Source organism: Sphingomonas sp. GW821-FHT12D09, assembly GCF_058807215.1.
This window is the reverse complement of record NZ_JBXAQL010000001.1, coordinates 2,137,860-2,155,259: the sequence shown is the minus strand read 5'-3', so window position 1 is coordinate 2,155,259 and position 17,400 is coordinate 2,137,860. Positions and strand designations below refer to the sequence as shown.

Genomic DNA, 17,400 nt, shown 5'->3' with positions numbered 1-17,400 from the left:
AAATGCCGTTCAGCACCGAGGTGCCGCTGGCGTTGGTCAGCGTGCCGCTGCCGAGATTGGCGTTCACCACCGCGCCGTCGAGCTGGACGAGGCCGGCAGTCAGCGTGCCGGTGCCCGCGAGCGTGCCGCCGATCGCGGCGGTGCCCACCGTGTCGCTGAAACTGCCGAGATCGAGCGTGGCGCCCGCAGCGATCGAGACCGCCGCAGTATCGGCAAGCCGGTTGGCCGCGCCCAGCGCCAGCGTGCCGCCCTGGACCGCCACATTGGCCGCCGCGGACGTGCCGCCAAGGGCCGAAGTGCCACCGAGCTGGAACAGGTTGCCCGTGCCGAGGTTCGCATTCACCACCGCGCCGGTCAGCTGGTACTCGCCCGCCGTAAGCGTGCCGCTGCCGGTAAGCTGGCCGGCGATGCCGACCACGCCGACCGTGTCGCTATAGCCGCCCAGCGCAAGCGCCGCACCCGAAGCGATCGTGACCGTGGCAGTGTCGGAGATGCGATCCGAAGCGCCGAGGGTCAGCGTGCCGCCATCGATCGCGACATTGACGCTGGTCGCAGTGCCGTTCAGCGTCGAGCCGCCGCTGTGCTGGACCAGCGTGCCCGCGACATTGGCGTTCACCGTCGCACCATCGAGCTGGATGATGTTGGCGGCCAGCGTGCCCGTGCCGTTGAGGCTGCCCGAGATCGCAGCGGTGCCGACGGTATCGTTGAACGCACCGAGGTTGAGCGACGCGCCCGAGGCGATCGAGACCGCCGCACTGTCGGCCAGGCGGTTCGACGCGCCCAGGTTCAGCGTGCCGGCATTGATCGCCACCACCCCGGTCGCCGACTTGCCGCTCAGCGTCGAGCTGCCACCCATCTGGACCAGCGTGCCGGTGCCGAGGTTGGCGTTCACGGTGGCGCCGTTCAGGTCATATTCGGTCGCAGTCAGCGTGCCGGTGCCGTTCAGCGTGCCGGACAGCGCCAGGCCGCCGACCGTGTCGCTGACACCATTCAGATTGAGCGTCGCGCCCGCATTCACCGTCACCGTGGCGGTGTCGGCGAGACGGTTCGATGCGCCAAGCGTCAACATGCCGCCGGTGACGGCAACAACGGCCTGCGCCGCAGTGCCGTTGAGCGTGCTGCTGCCCGAAGCATTGACCAGCGCGCCGCCGGCCAGATTGACGTTGATCGTGGCGCCGGTCAGGAAGGTGTTGCCGGTGGTGCTCAGCGTGCCGGAGCCGTTGACAATGCCTGCCAGCGACGCAGTCGCGACGGTATCGCTGTTCGCGCCGAGATTCAGCGTGCCGCCCTGCCGAACGGCCAGGCTCGATCCGTCCGCCAGCACGTCCGATGCGCCGAGCGTGAGCGTGCCGCTCACATCTGTGAGGCCGGTATAGCTGTTGGCGCCGTTCAGCGTGATCGCGCCGCTATTGGCGATCGTCACGCCGCCGGTGCCGCCGATCGTGCCGTCGAAGCTGCCGGTGCCGGCCAGGACAAGCGTGTTCGCGCCGAGATCGACGCTGCCCGCGCCGGCCAGCGCGCCGATTGCCTCGTTGCCAAGGAGCTGCAGCGTGCCCGGCGCCGCGATCGTCACGGTGCTGGCATCGCCGATCGCGCTGCCGCCCGAAACGGCGATCGTGCCGGTGTCGATCTGCCAGTTGTTGCTCGAGCCGTCGAAGCCGGTGAGCGTCCACACGCCCGTGCCTTCCATCGTCCGGCTGTCGAAGTTGGAGATATTCGAGACGTCAAGCGTGGCGTTGCCCGCACCGGCCAGCACCAGTGCATCGGTGCCGCCGCTGCCGTTGAAGCTCGAGCCCGCACCGATGGTCGCACCGCTGAACAGGACCAGCGTGTCGTTGCCGCCGCCCAGGTTCACATTGCCGGTATAGCTGCCCGCGATGGTGACGGTGGAGTCGGCATTGCCGAACAGCTGGATCGCGCCAGTGGTGGTCGAGCCCGCCTGCAGGTCGATCGCCGTCGCCCCATCGCTCTGGATGGCGCCGGCGATCGTGCCGCCGGCCTGGTTGGTGACGCTCAGCGCCGCGTTGCTGACGATCGCGAGGCCGCCGGTGCCGCCCTGGATCGTGCCCGAATTGGCGATCGTGCCGCCGCTCTGGAACCCGATGGCATAGTCGCTGCCGCTCGAGGCGATCGTGCCGGCATTGGTGATGTCGGCGGTGCCGCTGGTGACGTTGACGCCGATAGCGCCGATGATCGTCCCGCCCACCGCGTTGGTCAAGGTCAGCGCGCCGTTCGATGCGATGCCGACGCCGTCACCCGCGATCGTGCCGCCGGCCTGGTTGTTGACCGTGCCGCCCGCCAGCAGGCTCACGCCGGTGCTGCCCGCGTTCAGCGTGTAGCCGCCGATGCCGAACGTACCGCCGATAATGGTCCCGCCATTATCGATCACCGTGGCGGCATTGTTCAGATAGACGCCGGCATAGCCGCCCGAGACGTTGCCGTCATTGGTCAGGTGGATCGCGCCATTGCCGATCAGGGCGGCGCCGGAACCGCCGTCGATCCTGCCGCCGGCCTGGTTGCCGACCGCAAGCAGGCCGGTGCCGCCATTGTAGAGCACACCGAAGATCGCGCCACTGTTGTTCACCGCCGCATCGGCTGCGCCCAGCTTGGAGATCGCGCCGGTGACGCTGCCATTGTTCACGAAGCTGCCGCCATTGGCGATCGACACCGTGTCGTAGCTCGTGGTCGTCATCGAGCCGGTGTTGATCAGCGTCGAGGCGTCGCGGATCTGGAAGCCCTGATCGTTGGTCGAGGTGCCGGCATAGGTCAGCGCCTCGCCGGTCGCGAGACCGGAGACGTTGACTACACCGGTGCCCGAGATGTTCTGGCTGATCGTGCCGGAAGCCGGCTGGACATAGGCCAGCGTGCCGTTGGTGACGATGCTCGAACCCGAGATCGTGCCGCTGGTGCCCTGCAGCGTCGCGCCGAGGTTGACCGTGGTCGTGCCGGTCCAGTTATTCGCGACATTGCCGAGGATGATCCTGCCCTGGCCGCCGATCACCAGGTCCTGGTCCGGATCGACGCCCGTGCCGGTGCCGGTGGTGATCGCGCCGGTGAGGCTGGCGATCACGCCGGCATCGGCGTTGAGCGTCGATGGGTTGGCCGATGACGGCGTCACGACTTCGAGCGAGATGTTGTTGGCGAAGGTGCCGCTCGCGCCGAAGGTGGCGGTCGGGTCGATCATGTGGATCGTACCGGTGCCGAACGCTCCGTCGCTCTCGGCGCGGATCGAGCCGCCATTGACGTAGATGTCGCCGGTGATGTTCGAAGTGCCGTCAAAGGTTATCTCGCCCGAAGGCGCACCATTGCCGGCATAGATCGCCGTGCCCGGTGAAGTGCTCGGGCCGGTAAGGGTCAGGTCGCCCGAAAGCAGGCCCAGGCCTTCGAAATTGGTGAAGTTGGCCAGACTGACCGAGCCGCTATTGCCCGCGCCGAAGTCCGCGAACAGCGTGTCGTTGCCCGCGCCGCCATCGATCAGGCCGGCGATCGTGCCGCCATAATATGTGAAGCTGTCATCGCCGTCGCCGAGATCGGCCGACGTGATCGATCCGCCAGCGATCAGCACGAGATTGTCGATGCCGGCGCCGGTCGAGACATAGCTGCCGTTCAGCGCGCCCGAGATATAAACATCGCGGCTGCCGCTGCCGGTCGAGACGATGTCGCCATTGACGGTCGAGCCCGCCTGCAGGTTGACCGAGATCGCCGAGGCGCTGATAAGCGCGATCGCGCCCGCGCTGCCGCCATTGATCGTGCCGCTGTTCTCGATCGTCGCAGCACCGCTGCCGACCACGACGCCCCAGCCGTTCACGGCATCGCCGCCGCCGCTGATCGTGCCGCTGTTGATGAGCCTGCCGCCCTGGCTGAGCGTCACGCCGTTGCCGATCGTCGCGGTGATCGTGCCGGCGTTGGTGACCTGGGCATTCGTGCCGCCCATGGCGATGCCGGCCTGGCCGCGGATCTCGCCGCCATCCTGGTTGTCGACAATGCCGTTGAAGCTGGTCAGGTTGACCGCGGCGTTGATGTTGGCCGTTACACCGGTCACGCCGGTGATCGTGCCGCTGCTGACCAGACTCGAATTCGGGCCGGCCAGCGTGATCAGCGCATAGTTGTCCGCGGGGGCGAGGGCGGTGATCGTGCCGGTGTTGTTCACCTGCCCGCTGGCGCCCTGCAGCGATATCGCACCGGCCGAACCTGCGTTGATCGTGCCGTCATTGTTGATCGTCGCGGCGATGCCGCTGACATTGCCGGCGATGGTCACGGTTTCGCCGCCGACGGTGCTGTTCCAGTTGACGTTGACCGTGGCGTTGCTGCTGTTGAGCGTCGCGGCGCTGCCGCTGGCCGTCCAGTTCGCGAACCCGCCCGTGCCGATGTTGAGCGTGGTGCCGGTGCCCAGCGTCCAGCCCGCCTGGCCGCTCTGCGTGCCGACGAGCGTCAGGCTACTCGACTGGAGGTTCTGCGTCTCGAAGCCGGTGAGGTTGGCGACGCTTAGCGTCGATGCCACGCCGGTGTTGACGTTGAACACGTCGGTGCCCGCGCCGCCATCGGCCGAGGTGAAGGTGCCGCCGTTCCAGTTGAGCGTGTCGTTGCCGTAGCCCAGGCTGATCGCGCCGTTCACTGCGCCGCCGTTGAGCGTCACCGTGTCGCTGGTCGTTCCCAGCAAGAGGTTGCCGTTGATCGTGCCGGTGTTCGTCAGCGTCATGCCGTAGTCGGCGGTGATCGCGTTCGTCACGCCGGTGATCGTCCCGTTGTTCACGATAACCGCGCCGGTCTGACTGGCGGCGACCGCCGCGCCACTGGCCGAGCTCAGCGTCGCGCCACTGCCCACCGTCAGCTGGGTGTTGACGCCGGTCAGGGAAACCGCCGTGCCGCTCACACTGGTGAGCGCGGCACCCGTGCCCAGCGCAAGCGTGCCACCGCTGACCGCCCAGCCCGAGCCGTCGCTACGGCTGCCGGTGAGGGTCAGGTTGCCCGACTGGCCGGTATTCGTCTCGAAATTGGTGAGGCTGGCAAGTCCGAGCGAGCCACTGACGCCTGCGCCGAGATTGCTGGTGAAGCTGTCCGTGCCCACGCCGCCGTCGATCGTGCCGCTGAAGCTGCCGCCCCGCCAGACGAAGCTGTCATTGCCCTGGCCGAGCAGGATATTGCCGGTGACCGAGCCGGTCGAAGCGAGCGTCAGATTGTCTACGCCGCTGCCGCTGGTGGCGCTGTAGCCACCCAGGCTGCCGCCGATGCTCACCACGCGCGTGCCGTTGTTGCTGGCCACGATCGCGCCGGTGGTCGAATTTTGCTGCAGGTTGATGGTCAGCGTGCCGGACGTGCCGCTGACCTGGATACCGCCCAGCGTGCCCGAGATGATGCCGCCATTGGTGATCGTGCCGGTGCCGCTCGCGACGATCGCGTAATTGCCTGTCGAGGTGATCGAGCCGGCATTGTTGATCGTCGTGGCGCCGGCGACGTTGATGCCCGCGATGTTGCCACTGATGAAGCCGTTCACCTGGTTGGTGATGCTGGCGCCACCCGTGGCGAGGATGCCGTAGGTCCCGCCGCTGATCAGGCCATTGGTGAGGTTGGTGACCGAACCGCCGGCACCGTTGAGCGAAATCGCCTCGCCGCCGAAGATGGTCGCGGCGCTGCCATAGCCGCTGGCGAGCGTGCCGGTGAGGATACGGCCCGAATTGGTGATCGAATCCGCCGCGTTGCGGCCGACCACGCCCCAGCTATAGCCGACGATGTCGCCGGCATTGGTGAGGCTGATCGCGCTGTTGCTCAGGTCGATCGCCGAGCCAGTGAAGGTCCGGGCGACCAGGCCGCCGGCATTGTTGGTGACGGTAAGCGTGCCGCCGCCGGTCGCGCCGATCGACGAGATCGTACCGGAGTTGCTGACGGTCGAGACCGGCGTTCCGTTGAAGGCGACCGCGTTGAGCGTGCCGCCGGCATTGTTGGTGATCGTGCCTGCGTTGGCGACGATCGAATTGCCGGGGCCGCTGGCGATCGTGCCGGAATTGGTCACGCTGATCGTGCCGGCGGCGTTGGTGATGCCGTTCGCCGCGCTGGCGTTGATCGAGCCGGTGTTGCTCAGGGTGAGCGACGTGCCGCCCGCCATCGTCACGCCGCCGCTCTGCGTCGCCGCGCCGCCAAGGGTCAGCGCGCCGCCGGCGAGCGCCAGCGCACCGTTGCCGGTGATCGTGCCCGAATAGGTACCCGCCGCATTGGCGAGAGTCAGGTTGCCGTTGCTCAGCGTCGTGGCGCCGCTGCCGTTCAGGCTGGCGATCGTCTCGGCGCTCAGCACCGAGAAGGTCGCGCCCGCGCCGACATTGACACCGCCCGCGTCCGAAATCGCCGACCCGCCCGAGATGGCGAGCGTGCCGCCCAGGATCGAGGTGAGGCCGGTATAGGTGTTGGCGCCGGTCAGCGTCAGCGTGCCGGTGCCGGTCTTGGTCAGCCCGCCGCCCAGATGCAGGCCGCCGGTGAACGCATAGTTGGTGTGCGGGCTGCCGGTGTGATCCTGGACATAGGCGGAGGTGTCGCCCTGGTTATTGTATCCGGCGGTGCTGCTGTCGACGCGGTAGGTGGCGGACGCCTGCACATATGCCGACGGGCTGCCGCCATAGACATTGTACCAGGCGAGATCGTCGATCGTCGCGGTGCTCGTGCCCGCGGTCGAAGTACGATAGTCGCTTGCGTTGCCGCCGAAGAGCAGAGCCGCGGCCTGCTGCGCGGTATAGGTCGGCGGGTTCGTCGACCATGCCGGACCGTCCGAGACGACCCAGCTGCCGATATAGGCGACCGGCGTGGTATCGATGATCGCACCGGTGAACGTGGTCGAGGCATTGTTGCCGCCGACGGTGAGCGCGTTGGCGAGCACGTTCGTGATGCCGGCACCGCTCAGGCTGCCGACCGTCTCGCTGTTGGCAAGGCTCAGGGTCGCGCCGCTGGCGACGCTGACCGCGCTGGTGTCGCCGATCGCGGCGCCGCCGCTTGCGGAGAGCGTACCCGCCATCACGCTGGTCGCGCCGCTATAGGTGTTGGCGCCGGTCAGCGTGAGGACATTGGTCGGCCCCTCGGTGACGACGAGGGCGCCCGTGCCCGAGATGTTGGCGCCGAAGCTGCCGTCGAAGCCCTGGTTGAACGCCAGCGTGCCGGCATTGGCGACCGAAGCGCCCGAGATGGTGTTGGTCGCGCCCTGCAGCGTGGCGCCCGCGCTGATCGCGGTGACGCCGGTCCAGCTGTTGCCGGTATTGGCGAGCACGATCGTGCCGTTGCCGCCGATCGTGACATACTGGGTCGCATCGCCTGCGCCGCGGCTGATCAGGCCGGTCAGCGTCGCAGTGACGCCGGTATCGGCCGAGAGGATCGTCGGATCGCCGCTCGCCGGGGAGGCGACTTCGAGCGAGATATTGTTGGCGTAGGTGCCAGTGGCGCCGAACTGGATGGTCGGGTCGATCGCGTGGATCGTGCCGGTGCCGAACGCCGTCGTCGTCGTGGCGCGGATCACGCCCGAGCGCAGATAGATTCCGCCCGTCAGCCCGGTGCCGCTGAACACCAGCGTGCCGCCATTGGCGTTGATCACGCCGGTGGTGAGCCCACCCGAGGCGGCGCCGGTGAGCGTCCACGTGCCCGCGTCACCCTTGGTCAGGATGCTGGCCGTGCCGATCGAGCCGAGATTGTAGATGCCCGCGGTGCCGTTCGCCGCCGTGCCGTCGCCGGTGCCGAGCAGCGCCAGCGTGTTGGTGCCGAGGCCCAGGTCGACCGTGCCGAAGCTCGCGGCGGCGAGCGTGCCGGCATTCTGCAGCGTGATGCCGCTGGTGCTGTCCACGGTCGCTGCGCCGGCCGTGCCGCGGCCGTTGAAGATCGACAGCGTGTCGTTGCCCGTACCGAGCGTGATGCTGCCGGTAGTCGAGCCTGCCTGCAGATTGACGTTCACGAGGACGTTGCCGGAAATCACGCCGACGCCGCCCGTGCTGGTCGCGGACCCGTAGTTGACGAACGTGGCGGCACTGGCGAACGAGACGCCCGCGGTGCTCGCACCGATGATATGCCCCGCCGCGGCATTGGTGATCGTGCCGTCGCCCGCGTAGATGCCGGCGTTGCCGCCGCCGGTGATCGTGCCGCCGTTGACGATAGTCGCGCTGCCCTGGACGGTTACACCGTCGAAATTGCCGCGGCCGGTGATCGTGCCGGTGTTGTACAGGGCCAGATAGGCGCTGGCGACGATGCCGCCCGCGGCGCCGTCGATCGTGCCGCTGTTGGTGATGGTGCTGGAGTAGACGTTGATCGCATCGCCGGTTCCACCGGCGGTGAAGGTGCCGCCCGAGACAGCGCCCGTGCCGATCGTGCCGGCATTGTTGATCTTGGTGATGGTGTAAACGGGCGCAGTGATGCCGTTGGTCAGGCCGGCGATCACGCTGGTCGCGCCGATATTGTTGACGGTAACCACGCCGTTGGCCTGGCGGATGCCATAGCTCGCCGCGTCGGTGCCGCGGATGACCGCGCTGTTGTCGATGGTAAGGCTGGTGCTGTTCACCAGCAGGCCGCCGCGGCCGCCGGTGATCAGGCCGGCGCTATTGGTAACCGTTCCCGTAGCGGTGCCCGAAGACTGCACGCCATAGCCGAAACTGGTGTCGCTGCCACCGGTGATCGTGCCGCCATTGTTGGTCACCGCGCTGTTCGCGCCGGTGAAGGACACGCCCGAGGCGGCTGCAGCGGTGATGCTGCCGCTATTGGTGAGCGTCAGCCGGTTGGTGACCGTGATCGCATCGAACGCACCCGTCGCGGCGGTCGAGATCGTGCCGTCATTGGCGATGGTCGTGATGCCGGTGGAATAGATGGCCGCGTTCCGGTTGGCAGCCACCTGGCGGATGATCGCGCTCGCCTGGTTGGTGATCGTGCCGCCGCCGGTGCCCAGCACGACCGTATAGGGGCCGCCGGTGCTCGTCTGAAGGATGCCCGAGCCGTTGTTGTTGATCGTCACGCTGGCAGTCGTGGCGCTCACTGCCGCGCCGAGATTGGAGGTGATGAAGCTGCCGCCCGTAATCGTGCCGGTATTGGTGAGCGTGCCGCCCCCGCCGGCGAAGCTCACACCGCTATAGGACGCCGCGGTCATCGTGCCCGAATTGGTCACGTCGATACGCGCGCCGTTGGACAGGAAGATATTGCCGTCGACGCTGACCGTGCCGGCGTTGCTGAAGGTAACTGCGCTGGTGCCGAAGCTCGCCGCGAAGTTGTTCAAGCCGGTGACCGTCGCGCCGGCCAGCACATTCACGGTGCCGCCATAGGCGCTGGCGGCGTAGGAGGCGCCGCCCGCGACATTGAAGGCGGTGGTGGCGAAATTGAGCGTCGTATCGGTCGTGGTCTGCCAGTAATTGCCCGAGGCTGCCGTCGAGCCGGTGAGCGTTAGCGTGCCGCTCTGCAGGGTGCGCTGGGTGAAGTTGGTCGGAGTTTTCGAGACGTCGAGCGACGCGGAATTCCCTGCCCCGAGCTGGGCGGTGAAATAATTGGTGCCGGTGCCGCCATCGACGACGCCGCCGAGCGTGCCGCCCTGCCAGATGAAGTTGTCGCTGCCGCCGCCTAGCGACACGGTGCCGCTGATCGAGCCGGTCGCCGCGACCGTGACGGCGTCGATCCCCGTGCCGGCGCTCGCGTCGTAATTGCCGGTCAGCGCGCCGGCGATCGTGATCGTATGGAGGCCGCTGCCGTTCGAGACGATGTTGCCGGTCGTCGTCGAGCCATTGGCCAGCGTGACACTCGCTGCCGTCGTGCCGTTGAGCAAGATGCCGCCGGCGAGCGACCCATTATTGGTGAAGCTGCCGCCCGCGAGAAGCGAGACGCCGGTGCCGCTCGAGACGATGCTGCCGTTGTTGACGACCGTCGAACCCGCCTGGTCGTAGATGCCCTGCGCCGCCTGGACGGCCGCGCCGTTGGCGACCGTGATAGCGAACGCGCCGCCGGCAAAGGTGTAGACGCCGGCGGTGCCGGCAGTGAGGTTGGCATTGACGTTGATGGCGTTGCCGGTGGTGGCGCTGGCCTGTGCCTCGATGCCGCGCGCAAAAGCGGTGGCGTTGCCGATCGCGGCGCCCACGGTGATCGCAACCCTGCCCGCGCTGACCGCATGGATGCCGGTGCCGAGATTGGCCGAGCTGCTGTTGATCGTGCCGGTGCCGCTCGTCGTGATCGTGGAAGTGCCGGTGGTATCGCCGGCCGCAGTCGAACTGATGCCGGTCACCGCAGTGATCGCGCTCTGCGAGTTGACGCTGTTGTTGCCACCCGTCGCGTTGAGCAGGATGCCGGTGTTGGTGGCGTTGATCGAGCCGCCGGTCGAGATGAAGCCGGTGCCGTAATAGTTCGACGCGTTGACGCCGGTGGCGAAGCCGCTGATCGACGATCCGCCGATCTGGATGCCGGCGTTGATGCTCGAGATCGCATTGATGCCGGCGACCGCGCTGCCGTTGCCGATGAACGACTGGCTGTAGCCCGTCGAATCGAAGCTGATATAGCCGCTCGGCGCGTTGAGGTTGATGCCGTAGCTACCGGTGAAGACCGACCCGCTCGAGGTGAAGCCCACGCCCATATTGGCGTTGGTCTGCACATAGAGCGCCGAACCGCCGCTCACCGTGGTGGTCAGGTTGTTGGCGCCGGTAAGAGTAACCCCGGTCGAGTTCAGCCCCGAGGTCGAGCCGCGGACATCCAGCGCGTTCGCGGCGCCGGCCGTGTCGTTGATCGTCACGCCGTTCACCGTCAGTACGGTGGCCTGGGCGAGGTTGGTGATCGCGACACCGCCGCCGCTGGCGGTCTGGTCGTTGACCGTGGGGGTGCCGCCGGACGCAGTGATGGTGCCGCCGCTCGCGGGCGAGGCGATCGTCTGCGCCGCGGCGGGGAGCGCCAGGCCGATGCCGATCAGCGCCGTGGTGCCGAGGAGCGCCTTGCGCCGACGCTTGCCAGCCGTGTTGCTACGAACGAACGAACCGCTCGACGCCTGAGCGTCGCGACCAAAAAGCGCCATTGTCGTAAACCCCCGGACCCGGAAACTGAAGGAGCCGGGAGAAAACGCGCGGATGCGTCTCCAGGCTAACCGCTGCCGCCTAAAACAGATTCGCTCCGAAGCCCTTGAACCAGCGTGCCAGGCGCTTGTTTCCATGTGCCAGGAAGGAGGCGATCCGGCATGCCCAAGCGCGCACGGCCGGTCGCGGGTGCCGAAACCCGAAGCCGAGCGTTCGGCTTTCCGTCCGATCGGGAGAGCATTGCAATGGATCGTTTCTTCACGAATGTCGCTAGCCGCGCCGCGAACATCATGGGCCAGCCGCTGGCGTTCATCGTCTCGGCGCTTCTGGTTATCGTCTGGGCGGCGAGCGGGCCGTTCCTCAACTATTCCGACACTTGGCAGCTGATCGTGAACACCGCGACGACGGTGCTCACCTTCCTGGCGGTGTTCCTGATCCAGAACAGCCAGAACCGCGACGGCGCGGCGATGCAGGCCAAGCTCGACGAGGTCTTGCGTGCGCTCGACAAGGCGCGGGTGGAGTTCGTCGGCATCGAACACCTCACCGATGCCCAGATCGGCGCGATCCGCGACGCGCTCGAGAAGGATATCGAAAGCGAGAATTCGAAGGACCGCACCGTCGAGCGCACGGTCGAGACGCTGCTCAAACGCTATTGAGCCATGGGGCGGCTTTCGTCGCCAGCCCCCGGAACGTCCGTCCCCATCGCATTGTTCAGACATCACAAGATCGGAAAAGGCGGAAAAAGAACATGGCGAACGATTCATCGACCGGTGGCGGCCCCGATCGCGAAGCGCGTGACGCGCCGGGCGACACCTCGCCCAATCCCACCGGCACTTCGAGCGAAAAGCCCGCAGAGGGCCCGGACGACATCCCGCCGGAGCAGCCGGGATCGCCCGACCCGAGTTCCGCGAAGGACGCACGATGAACTGGGCGGACCCCTGGAAGCTTGGTGCCTCCCTGTGGGCGAACGGCGTGGCATTGTCCGAGACGATGCTCGCCGCCAACAGCGTCGTCGGGCACCGCAGCCGGACGATCGACGCCGCGATGCGCAATCCGATGACTGCGGACCTCGACGAACTCGGCCGAATGGTGCCCGAGAAGATGGCCGCATTCGGCGAGGCCGGTAGCGCGATCGCCCGGGATTGGGCGGCGATGCAGCAGGAAATGCTCGCGCAAGGGAGCGACATGCTGCGTCTCGGCACGAGTTGGCCGCCCGACCCGGTGATCGCAACGCGGATGCTGGAGCGAAGCACCCGGCTCATGCTGCAGGCGAGCATGGCGGGCGGGCGTGCGCTAGCGCCTGTCCATGCCGCAGCCACCGGCAATGATCGGCGGCTCGGCAAGGCGCGCCGCAGTGGCCGCTAAGACAGGCAGGGGATAGCCGGCGCGCCGCGCGATGCGGCGGCCGGCGGTATCGATCAGGGCTTGAGCGCCTTCGCCATGTTGAGATGCGCCGCGACGGTCGGCAGCAGCTTGGTGGCGAATCCCTTGAGCACCGGCACGTCGCCGGTGGTCGAATAGAGCTTCAGCCCAGCGAGCGTCTTCTGGTGGGCGTCTACCTGCGCGCCCGCATAGGCCTTGTCGAAATCCGCGCCCTTGAGCAGCTTCAGCGAGTCCAGCGACTGCTGCTGCTCCGCGGTGAGCGTGGGATCGGGGACAACTGCCGGCGCAACCGCGGCCGCCGCGGTCTTCAGCTTGGCGGTCGATTCGGTGTGCGCCTTGATCATCATGGTCGCGAACTTCTTGATCGCGGGCGATTGCGACTGGGTTGCAGCCAGCTGCGAGCTCGTGATCTCGAAGGCATCGCTCGAAGCCGCTGCGTTGGCGAATTGCTGGCTCGGCGCGATGGCGGGCATGGTCATGTTCTCGGCAACCACCGTGTTGGTGGTCTCCGTGGTCGTGGTCTCGTCCTTGTGGCCACAGGCGGCAAGCGCGAGGGCCGAAGCCCCGATGACGATCCAGCGTGCTCGGTACATATGCATCCTTCCTGGTGACGGGCTTCGAAGCCCCTGGTCTGAACGAACGCCGGCAAGCGCCGTTCCGCACGAACCCTTTGATGCGCCTCAACGTTTAGCGGGCAAGGACACCGGTAATCGACACCGAAAAGGAGACGGAAATGAGTATCTTCGGCGATATCATGGGCAAGATCTTCGGCCACAAGGCAGCCGCCCCTGCACCAGCCCCCGCTGCGCCGGCTTCTCCTGCCCCGGCGGCGGCGCCCGCCGCATCGGCTCCTGCCCCTGCCGCTTCGGTCGATGTCGGCGCGGTGCTCGCCGAAATGGCGAAGATGAAGGATGGTGGCGGCAATTATCAGAGTTCGATCGTCGACCTGCTGAAGCTGCTCGATCTCGATTCGAGCCTGGATGCCCGCAAGCAGCTCGGCCAGGAACTCGGCGTCCATGCCGGCGCTGACGGCAGCGCGGAGCAGAATATCGCCCTGCACAAGGCGGTGATGGCCAAGCTCGCCGAAAATGGCGGCGTCGTTCCGGATTCGCTGCGGAACTGATCGACGCTGCGGTTGCGGGGTGCGCGGCGAAGGTCAGGCCTTCGAGCGCACCCAGTCCGCATTCTCGTAACGGTACCGGATATGGTTGGCGCGCTGGAACGCGGCACCGTCCCACACGATCACCTGAAGCTCGATGTCGTCCAGGCCGTGCGTGTGGATCCAGTTGAAGCTCTGCGGCTCGTCGTTGCGCAATCGCGTCGAGGTCGCCGTTCCGGCCTGGATGACGAGCGCCGACCCGGCCTTCTCGACCATCTTGCGTGCCGCTTCGGCATAGGTGCGATGGAAATGCCCGGCGAGCGCAATGCGGACGCCCGCCTCGCACACGGCCTTCACTGCGCGTTCGTGCCGACCGACGGCCTCGCTCAGCTCGTTTCCCGATCCGATCGGCATCGCGAACAGCGGATGATGGGTCACCAGGATGCGCGTCTTGGTGGCGGGAACGCCATCGAAAAGGCGCTCGATGCGCCCGATCTGGTCTGCGTTGAGGCGCCCATCCTTGAAGGTCAGCGAGCGCGCCGTGTTGAGGCCTAGTACCGCGACTTCGTCGTCCTCATGCCAGGGGCACAGCTCCTGCGCGATGTAGCGGCGGTAGCGGACCAGCGGCGCGGCGAAGCGCCGGACGACGTCGTATAGCGGGATGTCGTGGTTGCCCGGCACGACGAGCAGCTTGTGGCCGGCGGCGCGCAGGCGATCGAGATAGGCGGCGGCCTCCTTGAACTGCGCGATCCGTGCGCGCTGGGTGAAGTCGCCGGAGATGATCACGAGGTCAGGGCGCTGCTCGGCGAGCCATGTCTCGGTGCCTGCGACGACTGCCGGGTCATTCGCGCCGAAATGGATGTCGGAAAGATGTGCGATACGGGCCATGCCCTCGAAACGAGCATCGGCGTATCGGGTTCACCCGGGCGCTGAACAAAGCTTCGCAGGGTTCGTTACGCACCTATGACGATTTCCAGCTTGCCCGTTCTGATCAATCGCGAGGGCGGGGCGGCGAAGGCCGCGGGCGACACGCTCGAAGAACGGGTGAATGCGGCTTTCACGGCGGCTGGCGGGCAAGCCGATGTCCAGATGCTCGCCGCCGATGCGCTGGAGAAGGCAATCGAGCAGGCGGCGGCGAACTATCCGCGCATCGTCGTCGCGGGCGGCGACGGCACGGTTGCGTCGGCTGCCCAGATCCTGACCGGCCAGAAGGTCGAGCTGGCGCTTCTGCCGCTCGGCACGCTGAATCACTTCGCACGCGATCTCGAAATCCCCACCGATCTCGGCAAGGCTGCAGCGCTCGCGGTCACGGGCCGGGCCAGGCCGGTCGATGTCGGCGCGGTGAATGGCCGGCGGTTCGTCAACAACGCCTCGGTCGGCCTTTATCCGTTCATGGTGCGGGACCGCGACGCGATCCGGCACCGCAGGGGCTGGCCCAAATGGCTCGCCTCGGCGCCGGCCGCCTGGGATGCGATAGCGCGACTCCGGCATCACCGTCTGAGGATAGATATGGGGCAAGGCGAGGCGCCGGTCGTCACGCCGCTCCTGTTCGTCGGCAACAATCGCTACTCGCTCGACGCAGGCTCCGTGGGTTCGCGCGAGTCGCTGAACGACGGCAAGCTCTCGGTCTATGCCGTGTCGCGCGCCAGCAGGCCCGCATTGCTGTGGTTCGGGCTACGCGCGGCCTTCGGCCTGGCCGACGGCGCGAAGGACTTTGCCACGCTGGGCGAGGCGCCTTCGCTCACGGTAAACGGGCACGCCGACACGATCGAGATCGCGTTAGACGGCGAGGTGCGCTGCCTGGAGCTGCCGCTGCAATTCGAGATACAGGCGGGCGGGCTGAACGTGGTGTCACCCGCCTAGGCTTCAGGCGGCCTGCCTGAACCCCGTCCGGCGCGACTGGACGAGCGTATGGGCGATCATGCGCGCGATCGGCAATGCGTGGCGCACCGCTTCCTCGCCGGCGTGACCCAGCATCCGCGCGGTTTCGGCCAGGCCGAGCACCGCCATGACGGTCTCGCCGGCGATATCTGTCACCTCGTCGCCGAGCGGATAGGCTCGACGAAGCGGGCCCAGCAATTGCTGCTCGAACGAACGACGCAGCGCCGGATGGTCGGTGCCGTGCCGGACAAGCACGAGGTGCACTTCGACGAAGTGCGAATTGGTAAACAGGCACAACAGGTCGCGCACGAAGTGATCGAGCGCCGGGACGAGCGTCTGCTCCGCCGGTGGTGCAGGCGGCAGCTGTTGCGCCAATCGACGCAGCGCGCTCTGGATGGCGGCGAGGAACAGGTCGTCGATATTGGCGAAGTGATTGTAGATCGTTCGCCGCGTCAATCCGGTCTCGCGGCCGACGTCATCGAAGGTCACGCCGGCCAGGCCATGGCGCGCGAACAAGGCGCAGCCGGTGCGCAGGATGGCTTCGCGATTGTCCCGCCGGCTGCGCGGATTGGATGCTTGCGCACAGATACTGATGGCGACGGCCATGACTGCCCTCTTCAACGCTGGAAATTTGCCATGCGCGAGCGCGCCGCCGCGTGCGGCCTGCATGCGATGGAACCCGCCCGCTCCGCGACAGGCACGCCGGATTGCACGGTTGTGGGAAGCAATAGGAGCTGCGCCGCGCCGGCGCTTCGCTTCTAAGCCGCCGCCGGAGGTATCGATGCACGTGCTGGCCACCTGGGAGCTGGGTCTTGGCTATGGCCATGTCGCGACGCTGGCGCCGATCTGCGGCGCGCTGCGCGGGCGTGGCCATCGCCTGACACTGGCCGCGCGTACGCCGGAGACTGCGCGGTGGGTCGAACACGACGCCTTCGATGCAGTGATCCAAAGCCCCCGCTTTGCCGGCCGCAGCCTGGGCGGCGAGACCCTGACCTACGGCCAGGTGATCGCAGCGGGCGGGTTGGCGAGCGCGGCCGGCGCGATCCCCCTGATCGCGCGGTGGCTGGCTCTGTTCGAGCGGATTGGTCCCGATGCGCTGCTGGCCGAGCATGCGCCGATTTCGCTGCTTGCCGCGCATGTGGCCGGGTTGCCGGCGGCACGGATCGGCTCGACCTTCGTGGCGCCGCCCGTGCAGGAGGCAGGTGCGAGCCTGTTGCCCTGGGCCGGGCACGGGGACGCAGAACTGGCGGTTGCCCGGCGCCCGGCGGACATCGCGGTGCGCGAAGCCTGCCGCCATTTCGGCGCGCCGATGCTGGCCGGCCTCGGCGAACTGCTCTCGGGCGCGCCGCTCCATGCGCTCGCTTGGGCCGAACTCGACCATTATGGGCCGGGCGCCGCAGGCTTCTACTATGGACCGCTGGTCGGGATCGATGCCGATGCCTGCCCGGAATGGCCGAAGCGCGAGGGGCCGCGCGTGCTCGTATACCTGCCGTTCGACCGGCCGGGCAGCACGGTGGTGGCAAGGGCGCTCGGCACGCTGGGCTGGCCCGTCCTGTGGCATTCGGCCAGCGCGCCGCCCGAGGCTCTGCCTGCCAATATCCACTACAGCGCGGAGCCGATCGATCTTGCTGCGAAGGGGCGCGAGGCGGCGCTTTATGTAGGCAGGGGCGGCTATGGCGCCTCTGCGCGCATGCTGGGTGCCGGCGTGCCCCAATTGCTGCTGCCCGACACGCTCGAATCGCTGCTGCTCACCTATCGCCTGCGCCTTGCAGGAGTTGCGCACTCCCAGGCGGCCTCCGCGGGAGCCGGTGCCGTGCGCGAGGCGTTGTTGCGCGCCGCCGGCAGCGATCGCACGCGCCAGAACGCCGCCCGGGTGGCAGCCCGCTACGGCGACTATCCCAGGGCCGAAATGACGGAATTGCTTGTCCAGGATCTGCTGCTCGCCGTCGCGCGATGAGAAACTGCACGACGATGTGAAGTTGCATGGCGGTGTGAAGTTACCGGGTTGGAGCTTCCCTGCGAATATCGGCATCTGCCCGC

The 17,400-nt window shown here is 67.5% G+C and carries 10 protein-coding genes; 6 read left to right on the top strand and 4 right to left on the bottom strand.

Features of this window, described 5'->3' with window-relative positions; all coding sequences use genetic code 11:
* On the bottom strand, positions 1-10,999 hold a 10,999-nt coding region (locus AC1RPL_RS09785; protein WP_493069052.1), incomplete at its 3' end, for a hypothetical protein.
* A gap of 243 nt (positions 11,000-11,242) precedes the next feature.
* Here AC1RPL_RS09785 and AC1RPL_RS09780 point away from each other — a divergent pair.
* The 3 genes from AC1RPL_RS09780 to AC1RPL_RS09770 all read left to right on the top strand — a co-directional run bounded on the left by AC1RPL_RS09780 (position 11,243) and on the right by AC1RPL_RS09770 (position 12,362).
* Complete coding sequence (locus AC1RPL_RS09780; protein WP_493069051.1) at positions 11,243-11,653, top strand: low affinity iron permease family protein; 411 nt, start codon at positions 11,243-11,245, stop codon at positions 11,651-11,653.
* Between the two features lie 92 nt (positions 11,654-11,745).
* The gene (locus AC1RPL_RS09775; RefSeq protein ID WP_493069050.1) at positions 11,746-11,922 is read left to right on the top strand and encodes a hypothetical protein; all 177 of its coding nucleotides are present in this window, start codon (positions 11,746-11,748) and stop codon (positions 11,920-11,922) included.
* The gene (locus AC1RPL_RS09770; protein WP_493069049.1) at positions 11,919-12,362 is read left to right on the top strand and encodes a hypothetical protein; all 444 of its coding nucleotides are present in this window, start codon (positions 11,919-11,921) and stop codon (positions 12,360-12,362) included. Before AC1RPL_RS09775 ends, AC1RPL_RS09770 begins: the two co-directional genes overlap by 4 nt.
* 53 nt (positions 12,363-12,415) lie before the next feature.
* On the opposite strand, the gene AC1RPL_RS09765 is transcribed toward AC1RPL_RS09770, so the two are convergent.
* Positions 12,416-12,973, bottom strand: coding sequence for a DUF4142 domain-containing protein (locus AC1RPL_RS09765; RefSeq protein ID WP_493069048.1), 558 nt, complete (start codon positions 12,971-12,973; stop codon positions 12,416-12,418).
* 140 nt (positions 12,974-13,113) lie between these two features.
* Between AC1RPL_RS09765 and AC1RPL_RS09760 the strand changes: the two genes are divergently transcribed.
* Positions 13,114-13,503, top strand: a complete 390-nt coding sequence (locus AC1RPL_RS09760; RefSeq protein WP_493069047.1) for a DUF3597 family protein — start codon at positions 13,114-13,116, stop codon at positions 13,501-13,503.
* 33 nt (positions 13,504-13,536) lie between these two features.
* Here AC1RPL_RS09760 and AC1RPL_RS09755 read toward each other — a convergent pair whose 3' ends face one another.
* A complete protein-coding gene (locus AC1RPL_RS09755) occupies positions 13,537-14,367 on the bottom strand; it encodes a metallophosphoesterase family protein (RefSeq protein WP_493069046.1) in 831 nt (276 codons plus the stop codon).
* Between the two features lie 90 nt (positions 14,368-14,457).
* Between AC1RPL_RS09755 and AC1RPL_RS09750 the strand changes: the two genes are divergently transcribed.
* On the top strand, positions 14,458-15,342 hold the full coding sequence (locus AC1RPL_RS09750; protein WP_493069045.1) for a diacylglycerol/lipid kinase family protein: 885 nt from the start codon (positions 14,458-14,460) through the stop codon (positions 15,340-15,342).
* Positions 15,343-15,345: 3 nt separating this feature from the next.
* Here the strand turns inward: AC1RPL_RS09750 and AC1RPL_RS09745 are convergent, their stop codons facing one another.
* Entirely contained in the window at positions 15,346-15,966 is a 621-nt protein-coding gene (locus tag AC1RPL_RS09745; protein ID WP_493069044.1) for a TetR/AcrR family transcriptional regulator, read from the bottom strand.
* A gap of 175 nt (positions 15,967-16,141) precedes the next feature.
* On the opposite strand from AC1RPL_RS09745, the gene AC1RPL_RS09740 reads away from it, so the two are divergent.
* Entirely contained in the window at positions 16,142-17,317 is a 1,176-nt protein-coding gene (locus AC1RPL_RS09740; RefSeq protein WP_493069043.1) for a glycosyltransferase, read from the top strand.
* Positions 17,318-17,400 lie beyond the last annotated feature (83 nt).